At 61.5% G+C, this 22,469-nt stretch carries 19 protein-coding genes; 4 read left to right on the forward strand and 15 right to left on the reverse strand.

Annotation, left to right across the window (positions count from 1 at the left end):
- Window positions 1-34 precede the first annotated feature (34 nt).
- The 4 genes from HMPREF9697_RS09570 to HMPREF9697_RS09585 all read right to left on the reverse strand — a co-directional run bounded on the left by HMPREF9697_RS09570 (window position 35) and on the right by HMPREF9697_RS09585 (window position 5,803).
- A complete protein-coding gene (locus HMPREF9697_RS09570; protein ID WP_002716999.1) occupies window positions 35-1,723 on the reverse strand; it encodes a methyl-accepting chemotaxis protein in 1,689 nt (562 codons plus the stop codon).
- A gap of 148 nt (window positions 1,724-1,871) precedes the next feature.
- Window positions 1,872-2,753: a hypothetical protein gene (locus tag HMPREF9697_RS09575; protein WP_002717000.1), complete on the reverse strand. Its 882-nt coding sequence runs from the start codon at window positions 2,751-2,753 to the stop codon at window positions 1,872-1,874.
- A gap of 150 nt (window positions 2,754-2,903) precedes the next feature.
- Window positions 2,904-4,493, reverse strand: coding sequence for a phosphoglycerate dehydrogenase (gene serA, locus HMPREF9697_RS09580; protein ID WP_002717001.1), 1,590 nt, complete (start codon window positions 4,491-4,493; stop codon window positions 2,904-2,906).
- Window positions 4,494-4,630: 137 nt separating this feature from the next.
- Window positions 4,631-5,803: a phosphoserine transaminase gene (locus tag HMPREF9697_RS09585; protein WP_002717002.1), complete on the reverse strand. Its 1,173-nt coding sequence runs from the start codon at window positions 5,801-5,803 to the stop codon at window positions 4,631-4,633.
- Between the two features lie 178 nt (window positions 5,804-5,981).
- Here HMPREF9697_RS09585 and HMPREF9697_RS09590 point away from each other — a divergent pair, with 178 nt between their 5' ends.
- Complete coding sequence (locus tag HMPREF9697_RS09590; protein WP_002717003.1) at window positions 5,982-6,812, forward strand: EamA family transporter; 831 nt, start codon at window positions 5,982-5,984, stop codon at window positions 6,810-6,812.
- A gap of 14 nt (window positions 6,813-6,826) precedes the next feature.
- Here HMPREF9697_RS09590 and HMPREF9697_RS09595 read toward each other — a convergent pair whose 3' ends face one another.
- From HMPREF9697_RS09595 to glmM, 4 genes are all read right to left on the reverse strand, one after another.
- Window positions 6,827-7,654 (reverse strand): outer membrane protein, encoded by an 828-nt coding sequence (locus HMPREF9697_RS09595; RefSeq protein WP_002717004.1) that lies wholly within the window; start codon window positions 7,652-7,654, stop codon window positions 6,827-6,829.
- 143 nt (window positions 7,655-7,797) lie between these two features.
- On the reverse strand, window positions 7,798-8,619 hold the full coding sequence (locus HMPREF9697_RS09600; protein WP_002717005.1) for an outer membrane protein: 822 nt from the start codon (window positions 8,617-8,619) through the stop codon (window positions 7,798-7,800).
- A gap of 250 nt (window positions 8,620-8,869) precedes the next feature.
- Entirely contained in the window at window positions 8,870-10,108 is a 1,239-nt protein-coding gene (locus tag HMPREF9697_RS09605) for an MFS transporter (protein ID WP_040307886.1), read from the reverse strand.
- A 125-nt stretch (window positions 10,109-10,233) separates the two neighbouring features.
- Complete coding sequence (gene glmM / locus HMPREF9697_RS09610) at window positions 10,234-11,580, reverse strand: phosphoglucosamine mutase (RefSeq protein WP_002717007.1); 1,347 nt, start codon at window positions 11,578-11,580, stop codon at window positions 10,234-10,236.
- A 521-nt stretch (window positions 11,581-12,101) separates the two neighbouring features.
- Here glmM and HMPREF9697_RS09615 point away from each other — a divergent pair.
- Complete coding sequence (locus HMPREF9697_RS09615; protein WP_002717008.1) at window positions 12,102-13,256, forward strand: alpha-hydroxy acid oxidase; 1,155 nt, start codon at window positions 12,102-12,104, stop codon at window positions 13,254-13,256.
- Window positions 13,257-13,303: 47 nt separating this feature from the next.
- Here HMPREF9697_RS09615 and HMPREF9697_RS09620 read toward each other — a convergent pair whose 3' ends face one another.
- The 6 genes from HMPREF9697_RS09620 to HMPREF9697_RS09645 form a co-directional block, all read right to left on the reverse strand.
- On the reverse strand, window positions 13,304-13,921 hold the full coding sequence (locus HMPREF9697_RS09620; RefSeq protein ID WP_002717009.1) for a hypothetical protein: 618 nt from the start codon (window positions 13,919-13,921) through the stop codon (window positions 13,304-13,306).
- A 60-nt stretch (window positions 13,922-13,981) separates the two neighbouring features.
- On the reverse strand, window positions 13,982-14,830 hold the full coding sequence (locus tag HMPREF9697_RS09625) for a shikimate dehydrogenase (RefSeq protein WP_002717010.1): 849 nt from the start codon (window positions 14,828-14,830) through the stop codon (window positions 13,982-13,984).
- A gap of 58 nt (window positions 14,831-14,888) precedes the next feature.
- Entirely contained in the window at window positions 14,889-16,616 is a 1,728-nt protein-coding gene (locus HMPREF9697_RS09630; RefSeq protein WP_040307887.1) for a SulP family inorganic anion transporter, read from the reverse strand.
- 32 nt (window positions 16,617-16,648) lie between these two features.
- Complete coding sequence (locus tag HMPREF9697_RS09635) at window positions 16,649-17,137, reverse strand: DUF992 domain-containing protein (protein ID WP_002717012.1); 489 nt, start codon at window positions 17,135-17,137, stop codon at window positions 16,649-16,651.
- A 162-nt stretch (window positions 17,138-17,299) separates the two neighbouring features.
- On the reverse strand, window positions 17,300-17,824 hold the full coding sequence (locus HMPREF9697_RS09640; RefSeq protein ID WP_002717013.1) for a DUF992 domain-containing protein: 525 nt from the start codon (window positions 17,822-17,824) through the stop codon (window positions 17,300-17,302).
- A gap of 126 nt (window positions 17,825-17,950) precedes the next feature.
- Entirely contained in the window at window positions 17,951-19,153 is a 1,203-nt protein-coding gene (locus HMPREF9697_RS09645) for a pyridoxal phosphate-dependent aminotransferase (protein ID WP_002717014.1), read from the reverse strand.
- 211 nt (window positions 19,154-19,364) lie between these two features.
- Here HMPREF9697_RS09645 and HMPREF9697_RS09650 point away from each other — a divergent pair, with 211 nt between their 5' ends.
- On the forward strand, window positions 19,365-20,609 hold the full coding sequence (locus tag HMPREF9697_RS09650; RefSeq protein ID WP_002717015.1) for a glycosyltransferase family 87 protein: 1,245 nt from the start codon (window positions 19,365-19,367) through the stop codon (window positions 20,607-20,609).
- 163 nt (window positions 20,610-20,772) lie between these two features.
- Window positions 20,773-21,411 carry a glutathione S-transferase family protein gene (locus tag HMPREF9697_RS09655; protein ID WP_002717016.1) on the forward strand — a complete coding sequence of 213 codons (639 nt, stop codon included), beginning with the start codon at window positions 20,773-20,775 and terminating at the stop codon, window positions 21,409-21,411.
- 478 nt (window positions 21,412-21,889) lie between these two features.
- On the opposite strand, the gene HMPREF9697_RS09665 is transcribed toward HMPREF9697_RS09655, so the two are convergent.
- Window positions 21,890-22,240, reverse strand: coding sequence for a DMT family protein (locus HMPREF9697_RS09665; protein ID WP_002717019.1), 351 nt, complete (start codon window positions 22,238-22,240; stop codon window positions 21,890-21,892).
- Window positions 22,241-22,469: the final 229 nt, after the last annotated feature.

A 22,469-nucleotide genomic window follows, 5' to 3' on the forward strand; every position in this document is an offset into this window, starting at 1 on the left:
GGCGTTGATGGTCGTCGTGGAAAGATAACAGACGTTACGCCGCACGCACCTTGGACAGGAACTCGTTCACCGCCCGATCCAGCTTGCTGGCCTGAGCATCGAGATCGCGGGCGTTGGACAGCACGTCCGACGCCGCCGAACCGGTGGCGGACGCCGCCGTACTGACACCACCAATGTGCTGATTGATCTCGCCAGATCCGGCCGCGACCGACTGGATGTTGCGGGCAATCTCGCGCGTCGCCGCACCCTGCTCCTCGACCGCACTCGAGATGTTCATGGTGATCTCGCTCATCTGAGCGATCGTCTGGCTGATACCCTTGATCGCCATAACGGCGTCGTTGGTCGTCGTTTGCATCGAGGTGACCTGCATCGAGATTTCCTCGGTCGCCTTGGCGGTCTGGCTGGCCAACGTCTTCACCTCCGAAGCAACCACGGCGAAGCCGCGACCGGCATCGCCCGCGCGGGCAGCCTCGATGGTGGCGTTGAGCGCCAACAGATTGGTCTGCGTGGCAATGGTATGAATGAGCTGCACCACCTCGCCGATCTTTTCGGCACCGTTGGACAGCACCTGCACGGTCGCGTTGGTTCGCTCGGCGTCCGCCACCGCCTTGCTGGCGATCTCGTTCGACTGCGCAACCTGACGGGAAATTTCAGCCACCGACGACGACAGTTCTTCGGCCGCAGCCGCGACGGTCTCAACGTTCTCCGAAGCTCTTTCCGACGCGGCACCGACGGTTGCCGCACGGTTGCTGGCCTCGGTCGCGGTCGAGGTCATGGTCTCCGCCGTTGTCTGCATTCCAGCGGCGGAATTCGCCACAGAACGGACGATCCCGTTCACGTTGCTTTCGAAGTCATTGGCCAGGCCCGCCATCATTGCAGCGCGCTCGGCAGTGGCGCGCGCTTTGGACTCGGTCTCGGCCCGTTCCAGATCGCGAATGCGGATCGCATTGTCCTTGAAGACCTGGACCGTCGTCGCCATCGCGCCGATCTCGTCGCGGCGGCCAATGCCTGGAATCGCTTCGTCGAGCTGCCCGTCCGCCAAGGCCTTCATCCGCTGGCCCAACTGACCAAGCGGCCTTGTAATGCTACGACCGATGAACCAGGCTACGACACCCGCAACCAAACCGATGCCGAGTATCGCGGCGCCCAGCGCCATGATGATCCGCATCAGCTTGCCATGCACGTCGTCGATATAAGCACCGGTGCCGACGTACATATTCCAGGCCGGAATGCCGGCTGCATAGGAGACCTTGGGACTTGGCTCCGACTCGCCGGGCTTCTGGTAGGCGTACCAAATCGTGACGTTCCCGTTGGCGGCCACGCCATCGCGCATTTCACGGGTGGACTTCCGGCCGTTGACCACGAGGTCGAGATTGTTGGTACCGACCATTTTCGGATTGAGCACCACAACCGCGACGCCCTCCATCGTATAGGCAAAGAGGTAGCCCGCGCCGTCGTCATAGGTCATGCTGCGGACCCGCTGTGTCCACTGCTCGATCGCCGCTTCCTTCGTCAGCTTTCCAGCTTCGACGTCCTTCTGATATCCAACCGCCATATTCCGCGCGGTCTCCACGATCGCACGAAGCTGCTCTGTCCGCGCACGATACATTTCGTTCTGCATCATGCGAGCGGCAAAGATGCCTGCGGCACACAGGCCAATCAGGGTCACGCCTACGAGCGCGCCCAGCTTCAGGGCGATAGGCCAGTTGTTCAGAAATTTCACGACGGTTTCTCCGAAGGAACGGGCGCGGACGCGCCAGGCAGGGGGATTTCATTTATCGGAAGACCGTTGAATCTTCCTTACTCCGCACCCTGCCGGCCTGTCCCTAAGGTCTTCGCTCGATCACGCGAAAGCGCAGCCGCGATCAAACTCAGAACGATGATCCAACCGGACGAAAACCTGTACTCTGCTCACGAAATGGATTTCTCAGCGTAGCCGCTCCAGTGTCCGGCTTGCTTCCCGACACCGGGAAGGCGTAACCGATGATCGTCTTGATCACGACACGATCCGAAGCGGGCGTGAGGCCATATCCCACACCGAAGTTCACATCGAAATCGCCGGCCTTGAAGTCAGCCACCGCAAACAGCGTATGTTGCTGATCCCGAACAGCCGCAAAACGCCCGATCTCGCCAAAATCCGCATAGTATTCGAGACCAAGCTGCACATCCGGGGCAACCTTCTTCGCCGCCCGGAACGCCGGAGCGAAATCCGCTTCACCCAATCGGCCAAGCCCGATGTCCACGATCGGATTCACGATGAACTCGTAATCGCCCTTGCGCACGCCGATGATGGGACGAATTTCGAGTCCCCATCGGGTCTGGGAAAATTTCGGCGTCTCATAGCCCAGCTCGAAATTGACGCCGTAGAAGAACTCACGCTGGTTCGCATTGGGTGACACGAAAAGAGTTCGCAGCTTGAAGCCGTCGGACAGGAATTGCCGGTCTTGCACAGCGAACGGCAGATAAAAGCCAAGCTCCCACCAATCCGTCAGGCCGTAGGCGAATTCCGGCGTGCCGTTGAGGCTGCCATCGGACCTGAAGCCTCCCGGAAACGGCGGCAAGGACTGACCGCGCGCGACATAGTTGAGGTGCTGCTGAATGGTCCATTGGCCTACTGCGGCAATAGACGCGTCGTAGACTTGGATCTCATCGGTCGCGTGGGCAGCGCCGCCGGAGAGGCAGAACGCAGCCACTGCACCAACCAGCACATGATTGATAACGCGCAGGAATCGCGTCGCGATCGAACAGCTCACCTAATTCGCCCCGCCGCCAGCTTCATGGCTCTCAATAAATTAGAATGATTCTAAATTATTTGCCGCCGACCGTTCTGTCAAACGGGAAAGGCGGCTGCACCCCTCCGGATGCAGCCGCCTTTCGAATGAAAACCCTTAAGGGCTCGTCGCTCAGAACGCCAGAGCTTTGGCCTGCTTCACATGCGGCAGCTTCGCGATCTTGGCGAGGATCGCCTCTGGCACAGGGCCGTCAACCTCGACCAGCGCGATGGCATCGCCGCCCTGCTGATTGCGGCCGAGATGGAAGGTCGCGATGTTGACCTTCGCGTCACCGAGCAGCGAGGCAAACTGGCCAATGAAGCCCGGCTTGTCCTCATTGGTGATGTAGATCATCGACTTTCCGAACTCGGCGTCGACGCGGATGCCCTTGATGTTGACGAGACGCGGCGCGCCATCGGCATACACCGTGCCGGACACCGAACGCTCCATATTGTCGGTGGTTACTGTGACAGTGATGAGGCTCTCATAATCGCTCTCTGCCGCACGCAGCACCTCATCTACCACCATGCCGCGCTCCTTCGCGACCACCGGCGCGGACACGACGTTGACGTCGCCCAGCATTGGGCGCAGCAGACCTGACAGTGCGGCCGCCGTCAGCGCCTTCACCTTCATTTCCGCCACTGCGCCCTCATAGGTGATCTGCACCTTGGCAATGTTGGTTTCGGTGAGCTGGCCCGCGAACGAGCCGAGCTTTTCGGCGAGTTCGATGAACGGCTTCAGCTTCGGCGCTTCTTCCGCCGTGATCGACGGAAAGTTGATCGCGTTCGAGATCGCGCCGGTGAGCAGATAATCCGACATCTGCTCGGCGACCTGCAGCGCGACGTTCTCCTGCGCTTCATTGGTCGAGGCACCGAGATGCGGGGTGCAGATTACGTTGGGATGGCCGAACAGCACGTTTTCCTTGGCCGGCTCCTCGACGAAGACGTCGAACGCCGCGCCCGCGACATGGCCGCTGTCGAGCGCAGCCCGTAGCGCCGTCTCGTCCACGAGGCCGCCGCGCGCGCAGTTGATGATACGCACGCCCTTCTTGGTCTTGTTGATCGCCGTGGCGTCAAGAATATTGCGGGTCTTGTCGGTCAGCGGCGTATGCAGCGTAATGAAATCCGCACGCTTGAGCAGATCCTCAAGCTCGACCTTCTCCACGCCGATGTCCTTGGCGCGCTCTGGCGACAGGAATGGATCGAACGCGATCACCTTCATCTTCAGACCGAGCGCGCGGTCGGCGACGATCGCGCCGATGTTGCCGCAGCCGATCACACCGAGCGTCTTGCCGGTGATTTCGACGCCCATGAAGCGGTTCTTCTCCCACTTGCCGGCTTGGGTCGAGGCATCGGCCTGCGGGATTTCGCGCGCCAGTGCGAGCATCAAGGTAATCGCATGCTCGGCTGTGGTGATCGAATTGCCGAACGGCGTGTTCATCACGATGATGCCGCGTGCGGTAGCGGCGGGAATTTCGACGTTATCGACGCCGATACCCGCACGGCCGATCACCTTGAGGTTCTTGGCGTTGGCGAGAATCTTTGCCGTTGCCTTGGTGGCGGAGCGGATGGCGAGGCCGTCATAGTTGCCGATGATCTCGGCGAGCTTGTCCTTGTCCTTGCCGAGCGCGGGCTGGAAATCGACATCAACGCCGCGGTCCTTGAAGATCTGCACGGCGGCGGGAGACAACGCATCTGAAATGAGAACTTTGGGCTTGGTCATGGGAGCGATCCTGTGTTCGTCGTTCCGGGCCACGAACGGCGTGAGCAAACCCGGAATCTCGATATGAGAGGGAAAAGCAAATCAGGGATTCCGGGGCCGCGCTTTTGGCGCGCCCCGGAATGACATCGCGTAATGCGTTACGCCGCCTTGGCGAGCGCGGCCTTGGTTTCGGCAAAAGCCCAGTCGAGCCAGTGCGTCAGGGCTTCGACATCCTTCGCCTCGACGGTCGCGCCGCACCAGATGCGCAAGCCCGGAGGGGCATCGCGATAATGACCGAGGTCGTAGCCCGCGCCTTCCTTCTCGACCGCCGCGACGAGCTTCTTGGCGAAGTCCGCCTGGGCATCGGCTGGCAGCACGGTGATCGCTGGATCGACGACCTTGAGACATACCGAGGTGTTGGAGCGGATCGCAGGATCGGCCGCCAGGAAATCGACCCACGGCGTCTTGGCGACCCAGTCGCTCAGCGCTTTGGTGCTGGCATCGGCGCGGCCGATCATGCCCTTGAGGCCACCGACCGACTTCGCCCAGTTGAGCGCATCGAGATAATCTTCGACGCACAGCATCGACGGCGTATTGATGGTCTCGCCGACGAAGATGCCTTCGATCAGCTTGCCGCCCTTGGTCATGCGGAAGATTTTCGGCAACGGCCACGCCGGTGTGTAGCTTTCGAGACGCGCGACGGCGCGCGGTGAGAGAATGAGAATGCCGTGTGCGCCCTCGCCGCCCAGCGCCTTCTGCCAGGAGAAGGTGGTGACATCGAGCTTGGCCCAGTCGAGCGGTTGCGCGAAGGCCGCCGAGGTGGCGTCGCAGATGGTCAGGCCTTCGCGATCCGCCGCGATCCAGTCGGCGTTCGGCACGCGCACACCGGAGGTGGTGCCGTTCCAGGTGAAGACGATGTCGGAGTTTTTGTCGGCCTTGGCGAGGTCCGGGATCTCGCCGTAACCGGCGGTGAGCTTGGTCACGTCCTTGAGCTTGAGCTGCTTCACCACGTCGGTGACCCAGCCCTCGCCGAACGATTCCCAGGCGATCATGGTGACGGGGCGCGCGCCGAGCAGCGACCACAGCGCCATTTCCACGGCGCCGGTGTCGGACGCAGGAACGATGCCGATGCGGTAATCGGCGGGAACTTCAAGCACCTCGCGCGTCAGGTCGATCGCGAGCTTGAGCTTGGCCTTGCCGATCTTCGCGCGGTGCGAGCGACCAAGAGCAGCGTCCTTGAGATTTTCGGGGGTCCATCCGGGGCGCTTGGCGCAGGGGCCGGAGGAAAAATGCGGCACGTTCGGCCGCGAAGCGGGCTTCACTACAGTCATAGTCTATCCTTCCAGATAGTAAGCCTCCCGTTGGGGGGAGGTGTCCCACTGGCGGAGATACGCGAAGGCCCCCGGCCGGTCAAGGCAATTTCACAGGAGCAGCAATACGCAGGCGTCGATTGTGACAGTTTCGTGAATGTGAGAGGGATGGCGATCCTCCCCGAAACGGAAACCGTTGATGCCGACTCATGTGCTTCTGCTCGTCCTGTTCTCCGCGCTGATGCATGCGAGCTGGAACGCGATCGTCAAATCCGGCGAGAACAAGCTTGAGGAAGCGGGCCTCGTTGCAGGCGCAGCCGCCGTGATGGCTGCCTGCGTGCTGCCGTTTGCTGGCACGCCTGCCCCTGCAAGCTGGCCGTGGTTCATCGCCTCAGCAGCAATCCACCAGATTTACTTCGTGCTGGTCGCGGCCGCCTATCGCGCCGGAGACATGGGCCACACCTACCCGCTGATGCGCGGGACCGCGCCGCTGATCGTTGCGCTTGGCAGCGCGCAATTGCTCGGCGAAACGCTGACGCCTGCAAGCTGGGCGGGCATCGGGCTGATCTGCGGCGGCATCCTGCTGCTTGCAATCCATCGCCACGCGAACCATCGCGCCACGATGATCGCCGTCGCCAACGCGATGGTGATCGCGCTCTACACCGTGATCGACGGCACCGGCGTGCGGCTTTCCGGCAATTCGGTCGCCTACGTGCTGTGGCTCAACCTGCTAAGCGGCGTTCCACTTTTCATGCTGGTGTGGCTGCGCGACAGGCGGAAGGTGTGGAGCATGATGCGCACGAACGGACTCACTGCAACGATCGGCGGCGGCTGCAAGCTCGGCGCATACGGCCTCGCGCTGTGGGCGATGACGCAGGCGCCGGTCGCGGCCATCGCCGCGCTGCGCGAGAGTTCGGTGCTGTTCGGGGTCGCTATCTCGACGCTGATCCTGCGCGAAAACAGCGGCATGCGCCGCATCATCACTGCAGCACTCATCGCCGCCGGAGCGGCCGCGCTCAAACTCGCCTGAGCTTTACAGTGCGATCAGAACTTGTAGCCAAGGCCGCCGCGTACGGTGTTGATGTTGATGTCACCACCGGCGTTGACGAAGCGGACATACTCCCACTCGGCACGAGCGAAGACGTTGCCGAACAACATGGCTTCTGTACCGATACCGGCCGTATAGCCGTAGAGCATCTTGCCGCCGATCGAATCGCTTGCGGAATAAGTCACGAGCGGAGCGCTGGGAGAGTCGACCAACGTCGCAGCCGATCTGTCGGTAATTACCACAGAGCTTGAAATATTCGCGCGTCCCAGCGCACCGCCGCCAAACACGTAAGGAAGGAAGTTGCCCATTGCATAACCGGCGCGGGCACGGAAGGTGCCCATGTCGGTGATGGAAATGGATCGCGACGAATTCAGCCCGACCGTATGATAAAGGTTGTCGGAGAACGGCGTGACATAAGTCAGCGGAACAGGCGCGACACTCGACGTCCCCTTGAAGTTGCCGTGCATGTAGTTGGCTTCAACGCCGAGAACGACGTCATCCCACTGGCTATTATAGCCGACGAAGCCGCCAAACGTCGTTTGATGCACGGTGGTCTTACCGTTCGCCTCTGATACTGACTCAACAACATTCTGAAGAATGTTGTTGGGACCAAGCGCCTTCGCAATCAGCGCGTTGTTCGACCCGGCAAAATTCATGTCAGCGGAGCCATAACCCACTTGGCCGCCCGCATAGAAGCCCTGCCAGTTGACCACACCGCGGCTCATGCCGACTGGCCCGCGCAAGGCTGAAAAATCCGGAAGGTCCGCGGCCTGCGCAGCCTGCGCCGCTCCTGCAACCATCATCGCCACCACCAGCCGACGCATCGCAACGCTCCTCGATACCAACGCTTAACCCTGCCCGATCATCGCCTGTTAACCTTAACCAATCGTGTGCGAGGTCCCTCCCCCGCAAAAGAAAACGGCGCGGAAATCCGCGCCGTTTCTAAAATTATATCGTATAGCGACGATCAGCCCTTGGTGATGAGCGGAGGCGGCACGTAGGTCGGCATCGGATCGATGGCCCAACGAACGCCGAGCTTGATGTCGTGCGACGTGATGTCCTTGAACTTGATGGTCGAAGCGCCTGACGTGAACCCGTCGTAAGAGGCATAATTTCCGGGAGCAGCGCTCCCGAGGTCCACGTAGCTGTAAGCCAGTTCCATCGTCAGATTCGGGCTCACTCTATAGGCAAGACCAGCATGCGCCGCCCAGGCAAAATTCCATTTTCCCTTGTCGCCGAAGTAGGTGACGGAAGCAGGATTCGCCACGCCACCTGTGCTGCTGACCCCGTCGTCGCGGAAGCCTGAGATATAGTTATACGATGTGCCGACGCCCGCGCCGATGAACGGCGTGATGCACCACCAGGTGCCGAGATCGACATAGCCGTTCACGAGAAACAGGGCTTCGGATTTGCTGCCCGTGTAGTTATTAGCGAGGTGGTCAACACCGTTGAATATGGTCTGCGAACCGTGGAAGTTGGCCTTGCCACGGTATTGGCCCGTCACATCCATGCGGAACCAGTTGTTGAACTGATAACCGACACCAACTCCGAAAAGTGGCGAGCTATCAAAACCGATCCCAGATTCAGACGTGATCAGCGAATAGGACGCGCTGTCGAGCTTCTTCACGCTCTGGTTGGTCATACCGATATCGCCACGCAGATACCAACCACCGAACTCCTGCACCGGCGGCGGCACGTAGGGAGGCGGCATCGGAAGGTCGGCGGCAAGCGCCGCGCCCGACAATAATGAAGCGGCACTCGCGGCTAAAATGGATTTCACGTAACGCATCGGATGGTCCCTTTCGTCCAGTGAGGCAGGACGACGCAAAGGCCTCACTCAAAAATCCTCAGCCGGACGATGGCACCAAATGTTTAAGCCGCACTTAACCCTAATTCTTAACCGTGAATTTTAAGGCGGGTGAAGAGACGCGATTAATACTTCGCTAACAAGCGCGCCCAAGATGTTAATAGGAGATTGATACGAGCGCGCGGACATCGGTGCGATCACTCTCGCGCCTGATGTCCGGGCGGCAGGAATGTCAGGCGTGCTGACGTTTAAGCTGCGGCAGAAACACCGCAAGCAATCCGATCGCCGGCAAGAACGCACACACCTGATAGACGAAGTCGATGCTGGTGCGATCAGCAACATAGCCGAGAACCGCCGCGCCGATGCCGCCGATCCCGAACACGAAGCCGAAGAACAGACCGGAGATCATACCGAAACGATGCGGCATCAACTCCTGCGCATAGACGATGATCGCAGGCATCGCCGAGGAGATGATGAAGCCAATCAGCACACTGAGCACGAGGTTTCCGGTCAGGCTTGCATAAGGCAGCATCAGCGTGAACGGCAGCGCGCCGACGATCGAAAACCAGATCACGTACTTGCGGCCGAAGCGATCGCCGAGCGGACCCCCGAAGAACACGCCGCAGGCGCTCGCGGCGAGAAACACGAACAGATAGATTTGCGCCGTCTGCGTCGAGACGCCGAACTTATGGATCAGGAAGAAGGTGTAGTAGCTGTTGATGCCGGCGAGATAGAACGCCTTCGAGAAACACAGCACCACCAGCACGACCAGCGCGAACTTGACGCGCCCGGCGGACAGGCCGACGGAATCACGCGCGGCATGCGATTGCTTTCGCATTGTCATGCGCGGCTTGTACCAGGCGCCAAGCCGCCACAGGATCACCATGGCCACCGCTGCGACGCCCGAGAAACCGACGATACTACCTTGCCCGAACGGCACGACGATCAACGCTGCCGCCATCGGACCCAGCGCCTGTCCGAAATTGCCGCCGACCTGAAACACCGATTGCGCGAGACCGTAACGCCCGCCTGACGCCGCGCGGGCGATACGCGCCGATTCCGGATGGAAGACAGCCGAGCCGGTGCCGACCAGCGCGGCAGCGATCAGGATCACATAGTAGTGATGGGCAACACTGAGCAGGATCATCCCGACAAACGTAAAGCCCATACCGAGCGCGAGCGATTGAGGCTTCGGATGACGATCGGTGTAAATGCCCACCAGCGGCTGCAACAGCGACGACGTCACCATGAACGTCAGCGTGATGAGCCCGATCTGGCTGAAATCGAGCGAGTAGTTGTCCTTCAAAACCGGATAGATCGACGGCAACAGCGATTGCAGCAGGTCGTTCAGGAGATGCGACAGGCTCACCACGCCCAGCACGCCGAACGCCGCCGTCTGCGTGGACGGCGGAGTATTCGTGACGACAGGAGCCGCCGTGACGTCCTCCGAAAGAATGACTGGCTTATTCAAATGCACACCGCGAGCCGGATTGAATACACGCCCAATTTACGGGCGGATTCTTCGGCCTGCTAGGCAGCTTTCGTCATATCCGGAATGCAGCGTGTCTCCGCCCGATCAATCTGCCGGGGCAGGCTTCAGGCAGCAGCCCCGAAGCTCAGAGCCGATACGATCATATCAACCGCTTCTTCGACCCGGTCGCGATCATCGCCCTCGCCCATCACCCGGATCACCGGTTCGGTGCCGGACGAGCGCACCAGGAGACGGCCGCAACCGTTCAGCTTCTTCTCGGCATCGGCAATCGCCGATTTCACCTCTGGATTTTCCAGCGGCTTGCCGGTGCGGTAGCGCACGTTCTTCAGGATTTGCGGCAACGGCTCAAAACGATGGCACACTTCCGAAACAGGACGCCCGAGCTTCTGCACAACGGCCAGCACTTGCAGCGCCGCGACGAAGCCATCACCTGTTGTGGTGAAATCCGACATGATGATGTGGCCGGATGGCTCGCCACCGAGGTTATAGCCCTGCGCCAGCATCTGCTCGAGCACATAACGATCACCGACCGGGGTACGCACCATCGACAGGCCCTCGCCTTCGAGGAAGCGCTCTAAGCCAAGATTGGACATCACGGTGGCGACGATGCCGGGCTTCGCGAGGCGTCCGTCTTCCTTCCAGCTCTGCGCGATCACCGCGAGCAGCTGGTCGCCATCGACGAGATGGCCGCGCTCGTCGATGACCAACACGCGGTCAGCGTCGCCATCAAGCGCGATGCCGACATCGGCGCGCATCTCGCGCACCTTGCGGCTCAAGGCTTCGGGCGAGGTCGAACCGCACTCCTTGTTGATGTTGAAGCCATCGGGCTCGGCGCCGATGCTGATGACGTCCGCACCTAATTCCCAGAGCGCTTCCGGCACCACTTTGTAGGCCGCGCCGTTGGCGCAATCGACCACGACGCGCAGGCCTTCAAGATTAAGGTCGCGCGGCAGCGTGCGCTTGGCGAATTCGATGTAGCGGTCGTGAACGCCATCGATGCGCCGGGCACGGCCGAGATGCGCACTCTGCGCCAGCCGCTTGTCGATGTTCTCGTCCATCAATTCTTCGATCTGCAGTTCGACTTCGTCGGACAGTTTGAATCCGGACGGGCCGAACAGCTTGATGCCGTTGTCGTCGAACAGGTTATGCGAAGCGGAGATCATCACGCCGAGATCGGCGCGCATCGACTTGGTCAGCATCGCAACCGCCGGCGTCGGAATGGGACCGAGCAGCAGCACGTCCATGCCGACGGAGGTGAAGCCCGCGACCATCGCGGTTTCGATCATGTAGCCCGACAGCCGCGTGTCCTTGCCGATGACGACGCGATGGCGATATTCGCCACGCTGGAACACGAGTCCTGCCGCCTGCCCCACCTTCAGCGCCAACTCCGGCGTAATCAGGCCGTTGGCGCGGCCACGAATGCCGTCGGTGCCGAAATACTTGCGAACCATGCTGTCCCCGTGATCCTGACCCCCGCCGCGAACGCTGCCCGAACGGCGCGTTTCGCCAGGAATGCTTTTTACGAAGCATGCTCTTTATCGAGCGTGTTCCTTATAAAGAGCAGGCGGTTGAAACTGCTTCAAAAAATATGATGAATTATTGCGGCCGCCAAGCTGCCCAAAATAGGCAATCACGATCCTGCTTAACGCCGGGGCCTCCACTTAAGATATTGAATTCATTGAGATGAATTATCGGTTGGGTTCCGTCGCAACCGTCCACGACGCGGAAGATGCGGATGCGGTTGCGTTACGCTCACGGGATCCGACGCCGGAAACGAGTCCTCCAACCCTTCTACAAGCTGTTCTTCCAGCTTTTCCCGATTGTCCTTAGCCCTTTTGTCGGCTTCCGAGGTATGGTTCCGATCGGCCATGATCGCCTCCATGGACACACAATCTGGTTGAGGCGCGGCTGCCGGCCTATGGCAGCGTCAGCAGCCTTTGCCTCGGACGCCTAACGATAGCCGGAAACAACAATGAAGAACATCACCTGTATCGACGACCTTCGCGACCTGCATATGCGGCGGGTGCCGAAAGCCTTTTTCGATTATTGCGATCACGGCTCCTACACCGAATCCACATTGCGCGCGAACCGCGAGGATCTGAGCAAGATCAAGTTCCGCCAGCGCATTCTGGTCGATGTCGCCTCGCGCACGCTCAACACCACCATTCTCGGCGAGCCGGCAGCGATGCCGATGATCCTCGCGCCGATCGGCCTCACCGGCATGCAGCACGGCGACGGCGAGATTTACGCCTGCCGCGCGGCGCAGGAAGCGGGCATTCCTTACACGCTGTCGACGATGTCGATCTGCTCGATCGAGGACGTTGCTTCAAATGTGAAGAAGCCGTTCTGGTTTCAGCTCTACATGATGAAGGATCGCGGCTTCATGAAGTCGCTGATCGAACGCGCCATTGCCGCCAAGTGCAGCGCCTTGGTGCTCACCGTCGATCTGCAGGTGATCGGCCAACGCCACGCCGACATCAAGAACGGCATGACCGTTCCACCGGAATGGCGGCTCAGCACGCTGTTCGATTTCGCCACCAAGCCCGCCTGGGTCTCCGGCGTGCTGCGCGGCAAGCGCAAGACATTCGGCAATCTCGCCGGTCAGATGGCGGGCACGGAAGATCTCAATTCGCTGTCGGAATGGATCAGCACGCAGTTCGATCCGTCGCTGAGCTGGAAAGACATTGAGTGGATCCGCAACATCTGGCCCGGCAAGATGGTCATCAAGGGCATCCTCGACATCGTCGACGCCCGCGAGGCAGTGAAGACCGGCGCGAACGCGATGGTGGTGTCCAACCACGGCGGCCGCCAGCTTGACGGCGCGCCATCGTCGATCTCGGTGCTGCCGGAAATCGTGCAGGAACTCGGCTCTCAGATCGAGATCATGTTCGATGGCGGCATCCGCACCGGACAGGACGTGCTGCGCGCGCTCGCACTCGGCGCCAAGTCCTGCATGATCGGCCGCGCCTATGTACACGGCCTCGGCGCGGGCGGACAGGCCGGCGTCGCCAAGGCAATCGACATTCTCGCCAAGGAACTCAGCACCACGATGGGTCTGTGCGGCATCAGCCGCGTCGAGGATATCGACCGCCGCATTCTGGTCGACGACCGCTCTACCAACGCATAGGCGTCTCTCGCTCGTGCCCGGACTCCTTGGTTCGGGCACGACACCTTTCACATCGGCGGCGTAATGCCATTGAGCCCGACGCTGACGCGCGATGTCTCCAGCACACCATCCGCAGTCCGCGCCGTCGCGGCGACGATCTGCGCACCCTCGCGAAGGTCGGACCGCTTGCCGGGCACGAGTTTCACCACGGCCGTGTCGGGGCCAACCACGACCTGCTTTTCGCCGCCGCGATACTTCACTGTCAGTGTGCGGCCGTCATTGCTTTCCACCATCTTGTCGAGCCCGCCATTGGTCATGCTGCTGTTGGGCGCAGTGTCCCAAGGCCGCGTGCCTTCGCCCGCGCCGCGCAGCGAATCCGGAAACAGGTGAACCTCGGTGGCTTTCTGATTACCCTGTGCATCGGCGACCGACGTCACGCCGATATAGGCGCCAGGCTGAATATCGGAGAGCCCGATCTTCTCGACCCCGGTGACGGCGGCATTCGCCGTCATCTTCATCGTGATATTGCGACCATCGCGACCTTTCACGATCAGCAGATCGCCATTGACGGATTCGATCATGCCACGCGCGCGTGACACCGGTGGCTGCTGCGCGGTCGCAAAACCGGACGTCACAATCAGCAATGAAGTGACGAAACAAGCGGTGATGAGGCGTGAGGATGGCATAGTCATTCTCCTGTGATCCCGCCTTAAGTTACGCAGCGAACCGCCCTTAATTTCGGCGGCTCACGCAGCCGTGAGATCGGCCTCGACCAGCGCGCGCAGTTCCGGCGTCACCTGCGGGCGCTTTCCGAACCACAATTCGAAACCGCGTACCGCCTGATGCAGCAGCATGCCGAGACCGTCGGCCGTCCGCAAACCCCGCGCCTTCGCAGCCTTCAGCAACGCGGTGTCGAGCGGCACATAGACGAGATCGGCCACCGTCGCGTCCGCGCGCAGAACGGACACGTCGAGCGGCAAAGGCGGCTGCCCTTTCATGCCGAGCGAGGTGGTGTTCACGATGAGCGCCGCTTGCGGCAGGACTGTGCCCACCTCATCCCAGCCGATAACGTAAACCCGATCACCATAAGGCTGCGCCAGTGCCTGCGCGCGTTCGCGGTTGCGATTGACGAGATGGATGCGCTTAACGCCTCGCTCCATAAGCCCGAACACCACCGCCCGCGCCGAACCGCCCGCGCCGAGCACCACGGCCTCACCATTCGCATTCCAGCCTGGTGCGGACGCATCGAGATTGCCGATAAAACCCTCGACGTCGGTGTTGGTCGATTGCAGGCTGCCGTTTTCAAAGTAGAGCGTGTTGGCCGCGCCCACGGCATGCGCGCGCGCATCGGGCGATGTTAACGCCAGCGCCTGCTCCTTGTGCGGAATGGTGACGTTCGCTCCGCGATAGCCGCGCGCGGCGAGCGAACCGATAAAATCCGCAAAGGCTGCGGGCTCGACCGCCTCGATGCGATAGTCGCCTGCGATGCCGAACTGCTTCAGCCAGTACTTGTGAATGAGTGGCGAGCGCGAATGCGCGGCCGGCCACCCGATCAGGCATGCGGCGGGACCTGCGCTTACAGGACTTGCGCTCATCGACGAGGCTCCGTTGGATTCGATCGCCCGCGCGATACCGCACGGATCAGCGGTCAAATCACGCGTCGGCGGAGGCTGTCAATGCAGCCTGGCGCTTGATCTCTTCAACAGCACCCGAAATGTCGCGGCGATAGCGCACAACGGGCGGCCGCGCACCATGGATCAGCAATTCACGCCGGACCTGATGCGATGTGCCGGTCAAAATCACGCGAATACCGCGCTGGCGCGCCTTAGCGGCGACACGCGCGACCACGTTGGCTGCGGAGGAATCGAGCAACGGCACGGCTTCGAAATCGATCACCAGCCCCTTGTGACCGCTCGGCACTTCATCGAGCACCGCGCCGATGGTGGACGCCACGCCGAAGAAGAAAGCGCCCGAAATCCGGTAGACGATGACATCGGGATCGGTGGCAAGCGCCGGATCGTACGGAATGCGCTCGCTCGAGTCGTCGGCCTTGTCGTCTTCCACCCATGGGCCGGGGATTTCGGTCGCGGTCGCCGCCGAGGCCATGCGGTGAATGAACAGCATTGCGCCGAGCGCGAAGCCAACCACAATGCCTTCGGTGAGGTCGCGGAACACGGTGAGCAGGAATGTCGAGAGCAGCACCGCGGCGTCGCCCCACGACGAGCGAACCAGCGTCGCGAACTCATGCTTTTCCGCCATCGTCCAGGCGACCACGACCAGCACCGCGGCGAGCGTACAAAGCGGAACGTAGCTCGCGAGCGGCGCGGCGATCAGGATGAACAGCAGCACCGACACCGAATGCATGATGCCGGAGACTGGGCTGCGCGCGCCGGCGCGGATGTTAGTCGCGGTGCGCGCGATCAGACCGGTCACGCAGATGCCGCCGAACAGCGCCGAGCCGATATTGCCGATGCCCTGCGCCACAAGTTCGCAGTTCGAACGATGCCGCCGGCCGGTCATGCCGTCGGCGACCACGGCCGACAACAGCGACTCGATTGAACCGAGCAGCGCGAAGGCGATGGCATCCGGCAGCACGGCCTGCATCTTCTGCAGCGAGAACAACGGCAGGCTCGGCGCGGGAAGCGATTCAGGAATTCCGCCGAAGCGCGAGCCGATAGTATCCACCGGCAGCCCCAGCATCGAGGCCGCCAGAGTGGCGATCACCACGCCGATCAGAATACCGGGCCAGCTCGGACGCAGAATGCGCAGCACGACCATCACCGCAATAGTCCCCGCCGCCAGCACAACCGCCCACGGATTGATGGTCCCAATCGCGGCGCCAAGTGCGGCGATCTTGGGCAGGAACGCCGCCGGTTCGTGTCCCGGCAACGTCAGGCCGATAAGATCCTTGATCTGGCTCGCGAAGATGATGACGGCGATGCCGGCGGTGAAACCGACCGTCACCGGATAGGGAATGAACTTGACGTAGGTACCGAGCCGCAGGAATCCGGCCGCGATCAGGAACACGCCGGCCATCATCGTCGCCAGGATCACGCCATCGAGACCATGATTCTGCACCGTCTGCGCGACGAGAACGATGAATGCGCCAGCTGGGCCGCCGACCTGGAAGCGGCTGCCGCCGAACAGCGAGACGAAAAAGCCCCCGACGATGGCGGTGTAGAGGCCGCGATCAGGCGTAACGCCCGAGGCGATGGCAATCGCCATCGACAAAGGCAGGGCGACGATCGCAACCGTCAGGCCCGCCACGACATCGGCGCGGAAGCTCGCGAGGCTGTATCCCTCGCGCAGCACCGTGACGATCTTCGGCGTGTAGAGTTCGATGAACGTGGGCGCAGCGGTCTTGCCTGGCGAAATCGGCAAGGCCTCAGTGTGCCGATGTGCCGCCTGGCTGTTCACCGGCCTGGACGCAGTTCGAGACTTTGCACGCCGGCAGCGACGCTAAGTCCCGTCTGCCCCTGTACGCTCAGCGGCTGCAGCGCGTAGGAATTCGCCGAACCGCCGATCAGCGCGTTGGCGCCGAGGCCGACACCGACCGCAGCGCTCGCATCGACACCGGCGTAGTTGCCGGACAGGTCGCCGCGCCCGAGCTGGACGGTCGGAGCGAACACCACCCACGAGACTGCTGTCTGATCCGTGATGCCGAGATCAAGGCCAAGCTTTTTGACGGTTGCAACGTAGAGATCGTCGGGACGACCATCGGAGCGGAAGACACAGCCGAGATTGTTGACCGATCCGACCACCAGTCCGACATGGGGCCCGCCGCGGCATTCGATGACTCCCGCCTGAACCCGGCCCTGCTGGGCATCGGCGGTCGCGGTGAGCGTGAGGAGCGTAGAGGCGGCAAGAGACGTAAAGGACAAAGCTGCGAAGGCGCGGCGCATGAAATCCCCCAATCACGGCCGATGCGCGGGCGCGGCGGCCTCGTCTTGTTGTAATCCCAGCCGCCCTAGAAGTTCAACCGGATCGCGTCCGGAGAAACCAAGAGCCGATAAAAAAACAGGCCCGCTCGCGCGGGCCTGTCCGATACATTCCACTATTTAAAATTAGTGGTGATGGCGGTGATGACGGTGCCGCTTGGCATGGCCACGGTGCACGTAGCCGACCGGGCGCAGCTCGAGGTTCACGATACCGCCCGACACGTTCAGGCCGGTCTGGCCCTGCAGGCTGAGCGGCTGCAGCGCGAAGGAGTTGGCCGAACCGCCGACCAAGAAGTTGCTGCCGCCGCCGATGCCGATCGCGGCATTGCCGCCGACGCCAGCATAGCTGCCCGACAGATCGCCCGCGCCGACCTGGACGGTCGGAGCATGAACGCGCCATCCGAAGTCGGTCTGGCTGGTCGCACCGAGGTCAACGCCGAAACGGCGGATGGTGGCAACGTAACCCTCAGGGCGACGGCCACGGCCCTCGAACACGCAGTCGAGATTGGTCGTGGAGGTCAGGATCTGGCCGACATTCGGACCGCCGTGGCAGCGAAGAACGCCGACCTGGACGCCCTGTTGCGCATTCGCAGTCGCGAACGACGCAAGAAGAAGGGCAGATGCTGCGCCGACAAGGTAAGAAAGTCGCATGGGAAATCTCCGGCTACACGAATCGATATCGATGCGTTGGGATAAGGAAGGAGGATAGAGAGAGGACAGCGCTTAACACGCTGTTCCCTCTCTGCAAGTCACAATGCCGCGAATAAGTCCAATTATCTACCGCAAATTGGCACAGAACCGCTGAATGCGATTGCATGCTTCTTCGAGGTCACTGTTCTTGGTCGCGTAGGAAATGCGGAATGCCGGCCCAAGCCCGAACGCCGAGCCATGCACCACCGCAACGCCTTCGCTCTCCAGAAGCTCGGTGACGAAATCCTCGTCGTTTTCCAGCTTCTTGCCCGAAGGTGCGGTCTTGCCCATCGTTCCGGCGCAAGACGGATAGACATAGAACGCGCCTTCCGGACGCGGACACTGAATACCGTTGGCTTGGTTGAGCATCGACACCACGAGATCGCGGCGTTCCTTGAACAGATCCGCGTTGGTCGCGATGAAATCCTGCGGACCATTCAGCGCTTCCAGCGCCGCCCATTGCGAGATCGACGACGGATTCGAGGTCGACTGCGACTGGATGGTCGCCATCGCCTTGATGAGCTGGGTCGGGCCGCCGGCATAGCCAATGCGCCAGCCGGTCATGGAATAGGCCTTCGATACGCCGTTCACCGTCAGCGTGCGGTCGAACAGCTTCGGCTCGACCTGCACCGGCGTCACGAACTTGAAGTTGTCGTAGACGAGGTGTTCGTACATGTCGTCGGTCATCACCCAGACATGCGGATGCTTCACCAGCACGTCGGTGAGCGCCTTCATCTCGGCATGAGTGTAGGCCGCGCCGGTCGGGTTCGACGGCGAGTTCAGGATGATCCACTTGGTCTTCGGCGTGATCGCCTTTTCCAGATCGGCTGCCTGCAGCTTGAAGCCGTGTTCGGCGGTGCAGACCACCGGCACGGATTCACCGCCGGCCAGCGCCACCATTTCCGGATAGCTGACCCAGTACGGGGCCGGAATGATGACCTCGTCGCCCGGGTTGATGGTCGCCATCAGCGCGTTGTAGAGCACCTGCTTGCCGCCGGTACCGACCGTGATCTGGTTCGGCGCGTAGGTCAGGCCGTTCTCGCGCTTGAACTTCGCGACCACAGCCTCCTTCAATTCGGGCATGCCGTCGACGGCGGTATACTTGGTCTTGCCGGCTTCGATGGCCTTGATCGCCGCGAGCTTGATGTTGGCCGGGGTGTCGAAATCCGGCTCGCCCGCGCCGAGGCCGATGACATTGCGGCCCGCCGCTTTCAGCTGCCGCGCTTTATCCGTGACCGCGATGGTCGCGGACGGCTTCACGCGGTCGAGGGCGGCGGACAGGAACGGCATCATGGTCTCCATTTGGGCAAGCGAAGGCCGGCACGCACCGGGATTCGCGGATTTTGGCTAAAAGTGCGATGCACACTAAGACCGCGCAGGCCGGGGCGCAAGGCGATACCGCACTCAATTCCCTCGCAAAAGGACGTTTACCCATCACGAAAGATTAAATGGCGTCACCTACCGTGCAGGGCCTTTCCGATGAACGGGATTTGCCTCTCACATGCGCCCTCTCTGGCACCGCTTGAAATCAGGAGACTGGCTGACGCCGGAGCGCATCCGGGCGTACAGCCTGATCGTGCTGGTGATCGGCATTGCCGCCGTCGCAGTCTGGATCGGCCTGTCGAAGGGCGGGATCGACCGTAACGGCAAGCCGCTCGGCACGGATTTTTCCAGCTTCTATGCCGCCGGGTCGATGGCGCTGGAGGGGCACGCGGCGGCGGCTTACGACTTCGCCCTCCATCACGCCCGCGAACAGCAGATGTTCGGTGCAGACACGCCCTATTATGCGTGGCTCTACCCGCCGATCTTCTTCCTGATCGCCGCGCCGCTGGCGTGGCTGCCCTACCCAACAGCGCTTGCGGTCTGGCAGTTCGGCACGCTCGCGCTCTATCTCGCGGTTATCGGTGCGATCCTGCGCAGCGTTCGCACCGATTCCACCGTGCGGCGCAATTGGCTTCTCGTTGCCATCGCCTTTCCGGCAGTCCTCATCAATCTCGGCCACGGCCAGAACGGATTCCTCAGCGCCGCACTGTTCGGGGCCGCACTGCTCGCCTTGCCGAAACGACCCATCCTCGCGGGCATCATGTTCGCGGCGCTGGCCTACAAACCGCAATTCGGCATCGCGATCCCGTTCGCGCTGCTCGCGGCCGGACGATGGCGGACCATCGTCGTGGCATGCGTCACGATTGCTGTTCTGGTCGCCATCACCGCAGCCTTGTTCGGCATCGAGTCGTGGAGTGCGTTCGTTGCGTCCTCGAGTATCTCACGCAAGGTTCTACTCGAGAGTGGCGCGGTCGGATTCGAGAAGCTGCAAAGCGCATTCGCCATGGTGCGACTGTGGGGCGGCAGCGTCCCGCTCGCCTATGCGGTGCAGGCGCTCGTCTCCTGCGCGGTCATTGCCGGCATTGTCTGGTGCTGGCGCTCGGCCTGCGACGACGCACACAAAGCCGCACTGTTGGTGACAGGTACCCTGCTCGCCTCGCCCCACATTCTCGATTACGACCTTATCGTACTCGCAGTCGCGATTGCGTTCCTAACCGCGCAAGGACTGCGCACCGGCTTCCGTCCGTTCGAAATCTCGTTGCTCGGCGCGCTCTGGATCGTGCCGCTGCTGGCACGTAGCGCGGCAGGCTTTCTCGCCTTGCCGGTGGGATTTCTCGTTATCGCCACGTTCTACGCGGTCGTTCTGACGCAGGCTCGGCACGAGGCCGGAGCCGCGAGACACCCCGACTTCGCGAAGACGTGATCGCATTGCGGTGGGGCAAATCCTGCTGCAAAGGGCGCCCGCGAGAGAGCTTTTCAACTATTCCAACACGGCGGCCTTGCAGGGACGGTACCCGCACCTCATTGTCTGGGCCAAGACTTTTCATGCCATTGCGGCCGTCCGCCGCCAACGAGACAAACGACGGATGTACAAGCTCTATTCAATGCAGCGCTCCGGCAACAGCTACAAGGTCCGGCTGGCGCTCGCCCTCCTCGATATTCCCTTCGATGTGGTCGAGGTCGACATCCTGCGTGGCGAAAGCCGGACGCCGGATTTCCTCGCGATGAATCCGCGCGGACAGGTGCCGCTGCTCGAAGTCGCCGACAATCATTACCTCGCAGAGTCGAACGCGATCCTGTGGTATCTCGCCATCGACACGCCGCTGTCGCCGGAAAGCACGATCGCACGCGCCGAAGCACTACAATGGATGTTCTTCGAGCAGCATGCGCTGGAGCCGAGCGTCGGCGCGGCCTATTTCTGGCTCGCGCTGGTGCGCGGCGGCCGCGACCTGCAGATGCATGCGCTGGAAGACTGGATGGAGCGCGGCTACAGCGCCCTCAGCGTGATCGAAGCCCACCTCAAGGCGCACGATTATTTTGTATCGGGTCACCTGACGATCGCAGACATCGCGATGTACGGCTACACCCACGTTGCCGAACAATGCGACTTCAGCCTGCGCGAATTTCCCGCGATCCGCGACTGGCTCAGGCGCGTCGAAAGCCACCCGCGCTTCGTGCGGATGGACTGGGTCCGCGAGCCCTCCCTGAGTACGGAAAAAGCCTGAGAATACGACAGGAATTAGCGGGCATAACCGGCGAGCTCGCCGTGTTTCCGCCATATTCCGGACGATTAGCGCCAAATTTCAAACGGTAAAATCTGCCACATCTGGCATCCGTGGTGATTCGCACCACGCTCAGGATGCCGTGCCATGATGCGTTCGAAGATCGTTGACCGGGGTTTCGGATATTCCTCTACCCACCGGGTCACCCGCGACCTGACGGCTGCAGCCGTTGCCGCGGCTTGTCTGTCTGTATGTCTCGTCGTCTCACTCGCGATCCTTTCGATCCGGTTCGTGAGCACCATCGCTTGAATCCCCGCCCACCCTTCCTTTCGGGATTGTCGATGAAGATCTCCGTCATCTTCGTCGCGGTGTCGCTGGCAGCGGCAATTCTCGTTCTCGCGTCCCTGCTGATTCTGACGCGGACGGACAATGATACGAAGATTTTCGGCACGGCATTCGCCGCGCCGAAACTTCATCTCTATCAGCCCTTGTGGAAGATGAAGAACGCGCCAACCGCGATAAAGGCAAAGCCGACAGCCTGATTCCAGCCGAGCGGCTCCTTGAGATAGAACGCCGAGAAGCCCGCGAAGACGATCAACGTAATCACTTCCTGAATGGTCTTGAGCTGCGCCGGCGAATACACCGCACTGCCCCAGCGATTGGCCGGCACCGCCAGCCAGTACTCGAACAGCGCAATGCCCCAACTAATCATGATGACGAGAGGCAGCGGACTCTCCTTGAAGCGCAAATGTCCGTACCAGGCGAAGGTCATGAAACAATTCGAGGCAAACAGCATCAGGATCGGCAGAATCGCGGGAGAAATGGTCGGCATTGGTTTTCCTGGGTGAAAATAGATGAAGGCTCGTTTCAACGCGTCCGACCCCGAATAGATCGTCGCGCCGGAGAAAAATCTGTCGCGCGGATGTAACAAACTCCGGCTAGCTTTTGAAAGCGGGCGGCTTCGCCCTTTGTTCGCCTTCGCGGCCTCAGTCAGCCCCCCTGCAGCTCCCCCTGCATCATGACTGGCGGTCGCATTTTTTTGCGATCTGCCCTGCGCCAGC

This window comes from Afipia felis ATCC 53690, assembly GCF_000314735.2.
GTDB classification, from domain to species: domain Bacteria; phylum Pseudomonadota; class Alphaproteobacteria; order Rhizobiales; family Xanthobacteraceae; genus Afipia; species Afipia felis.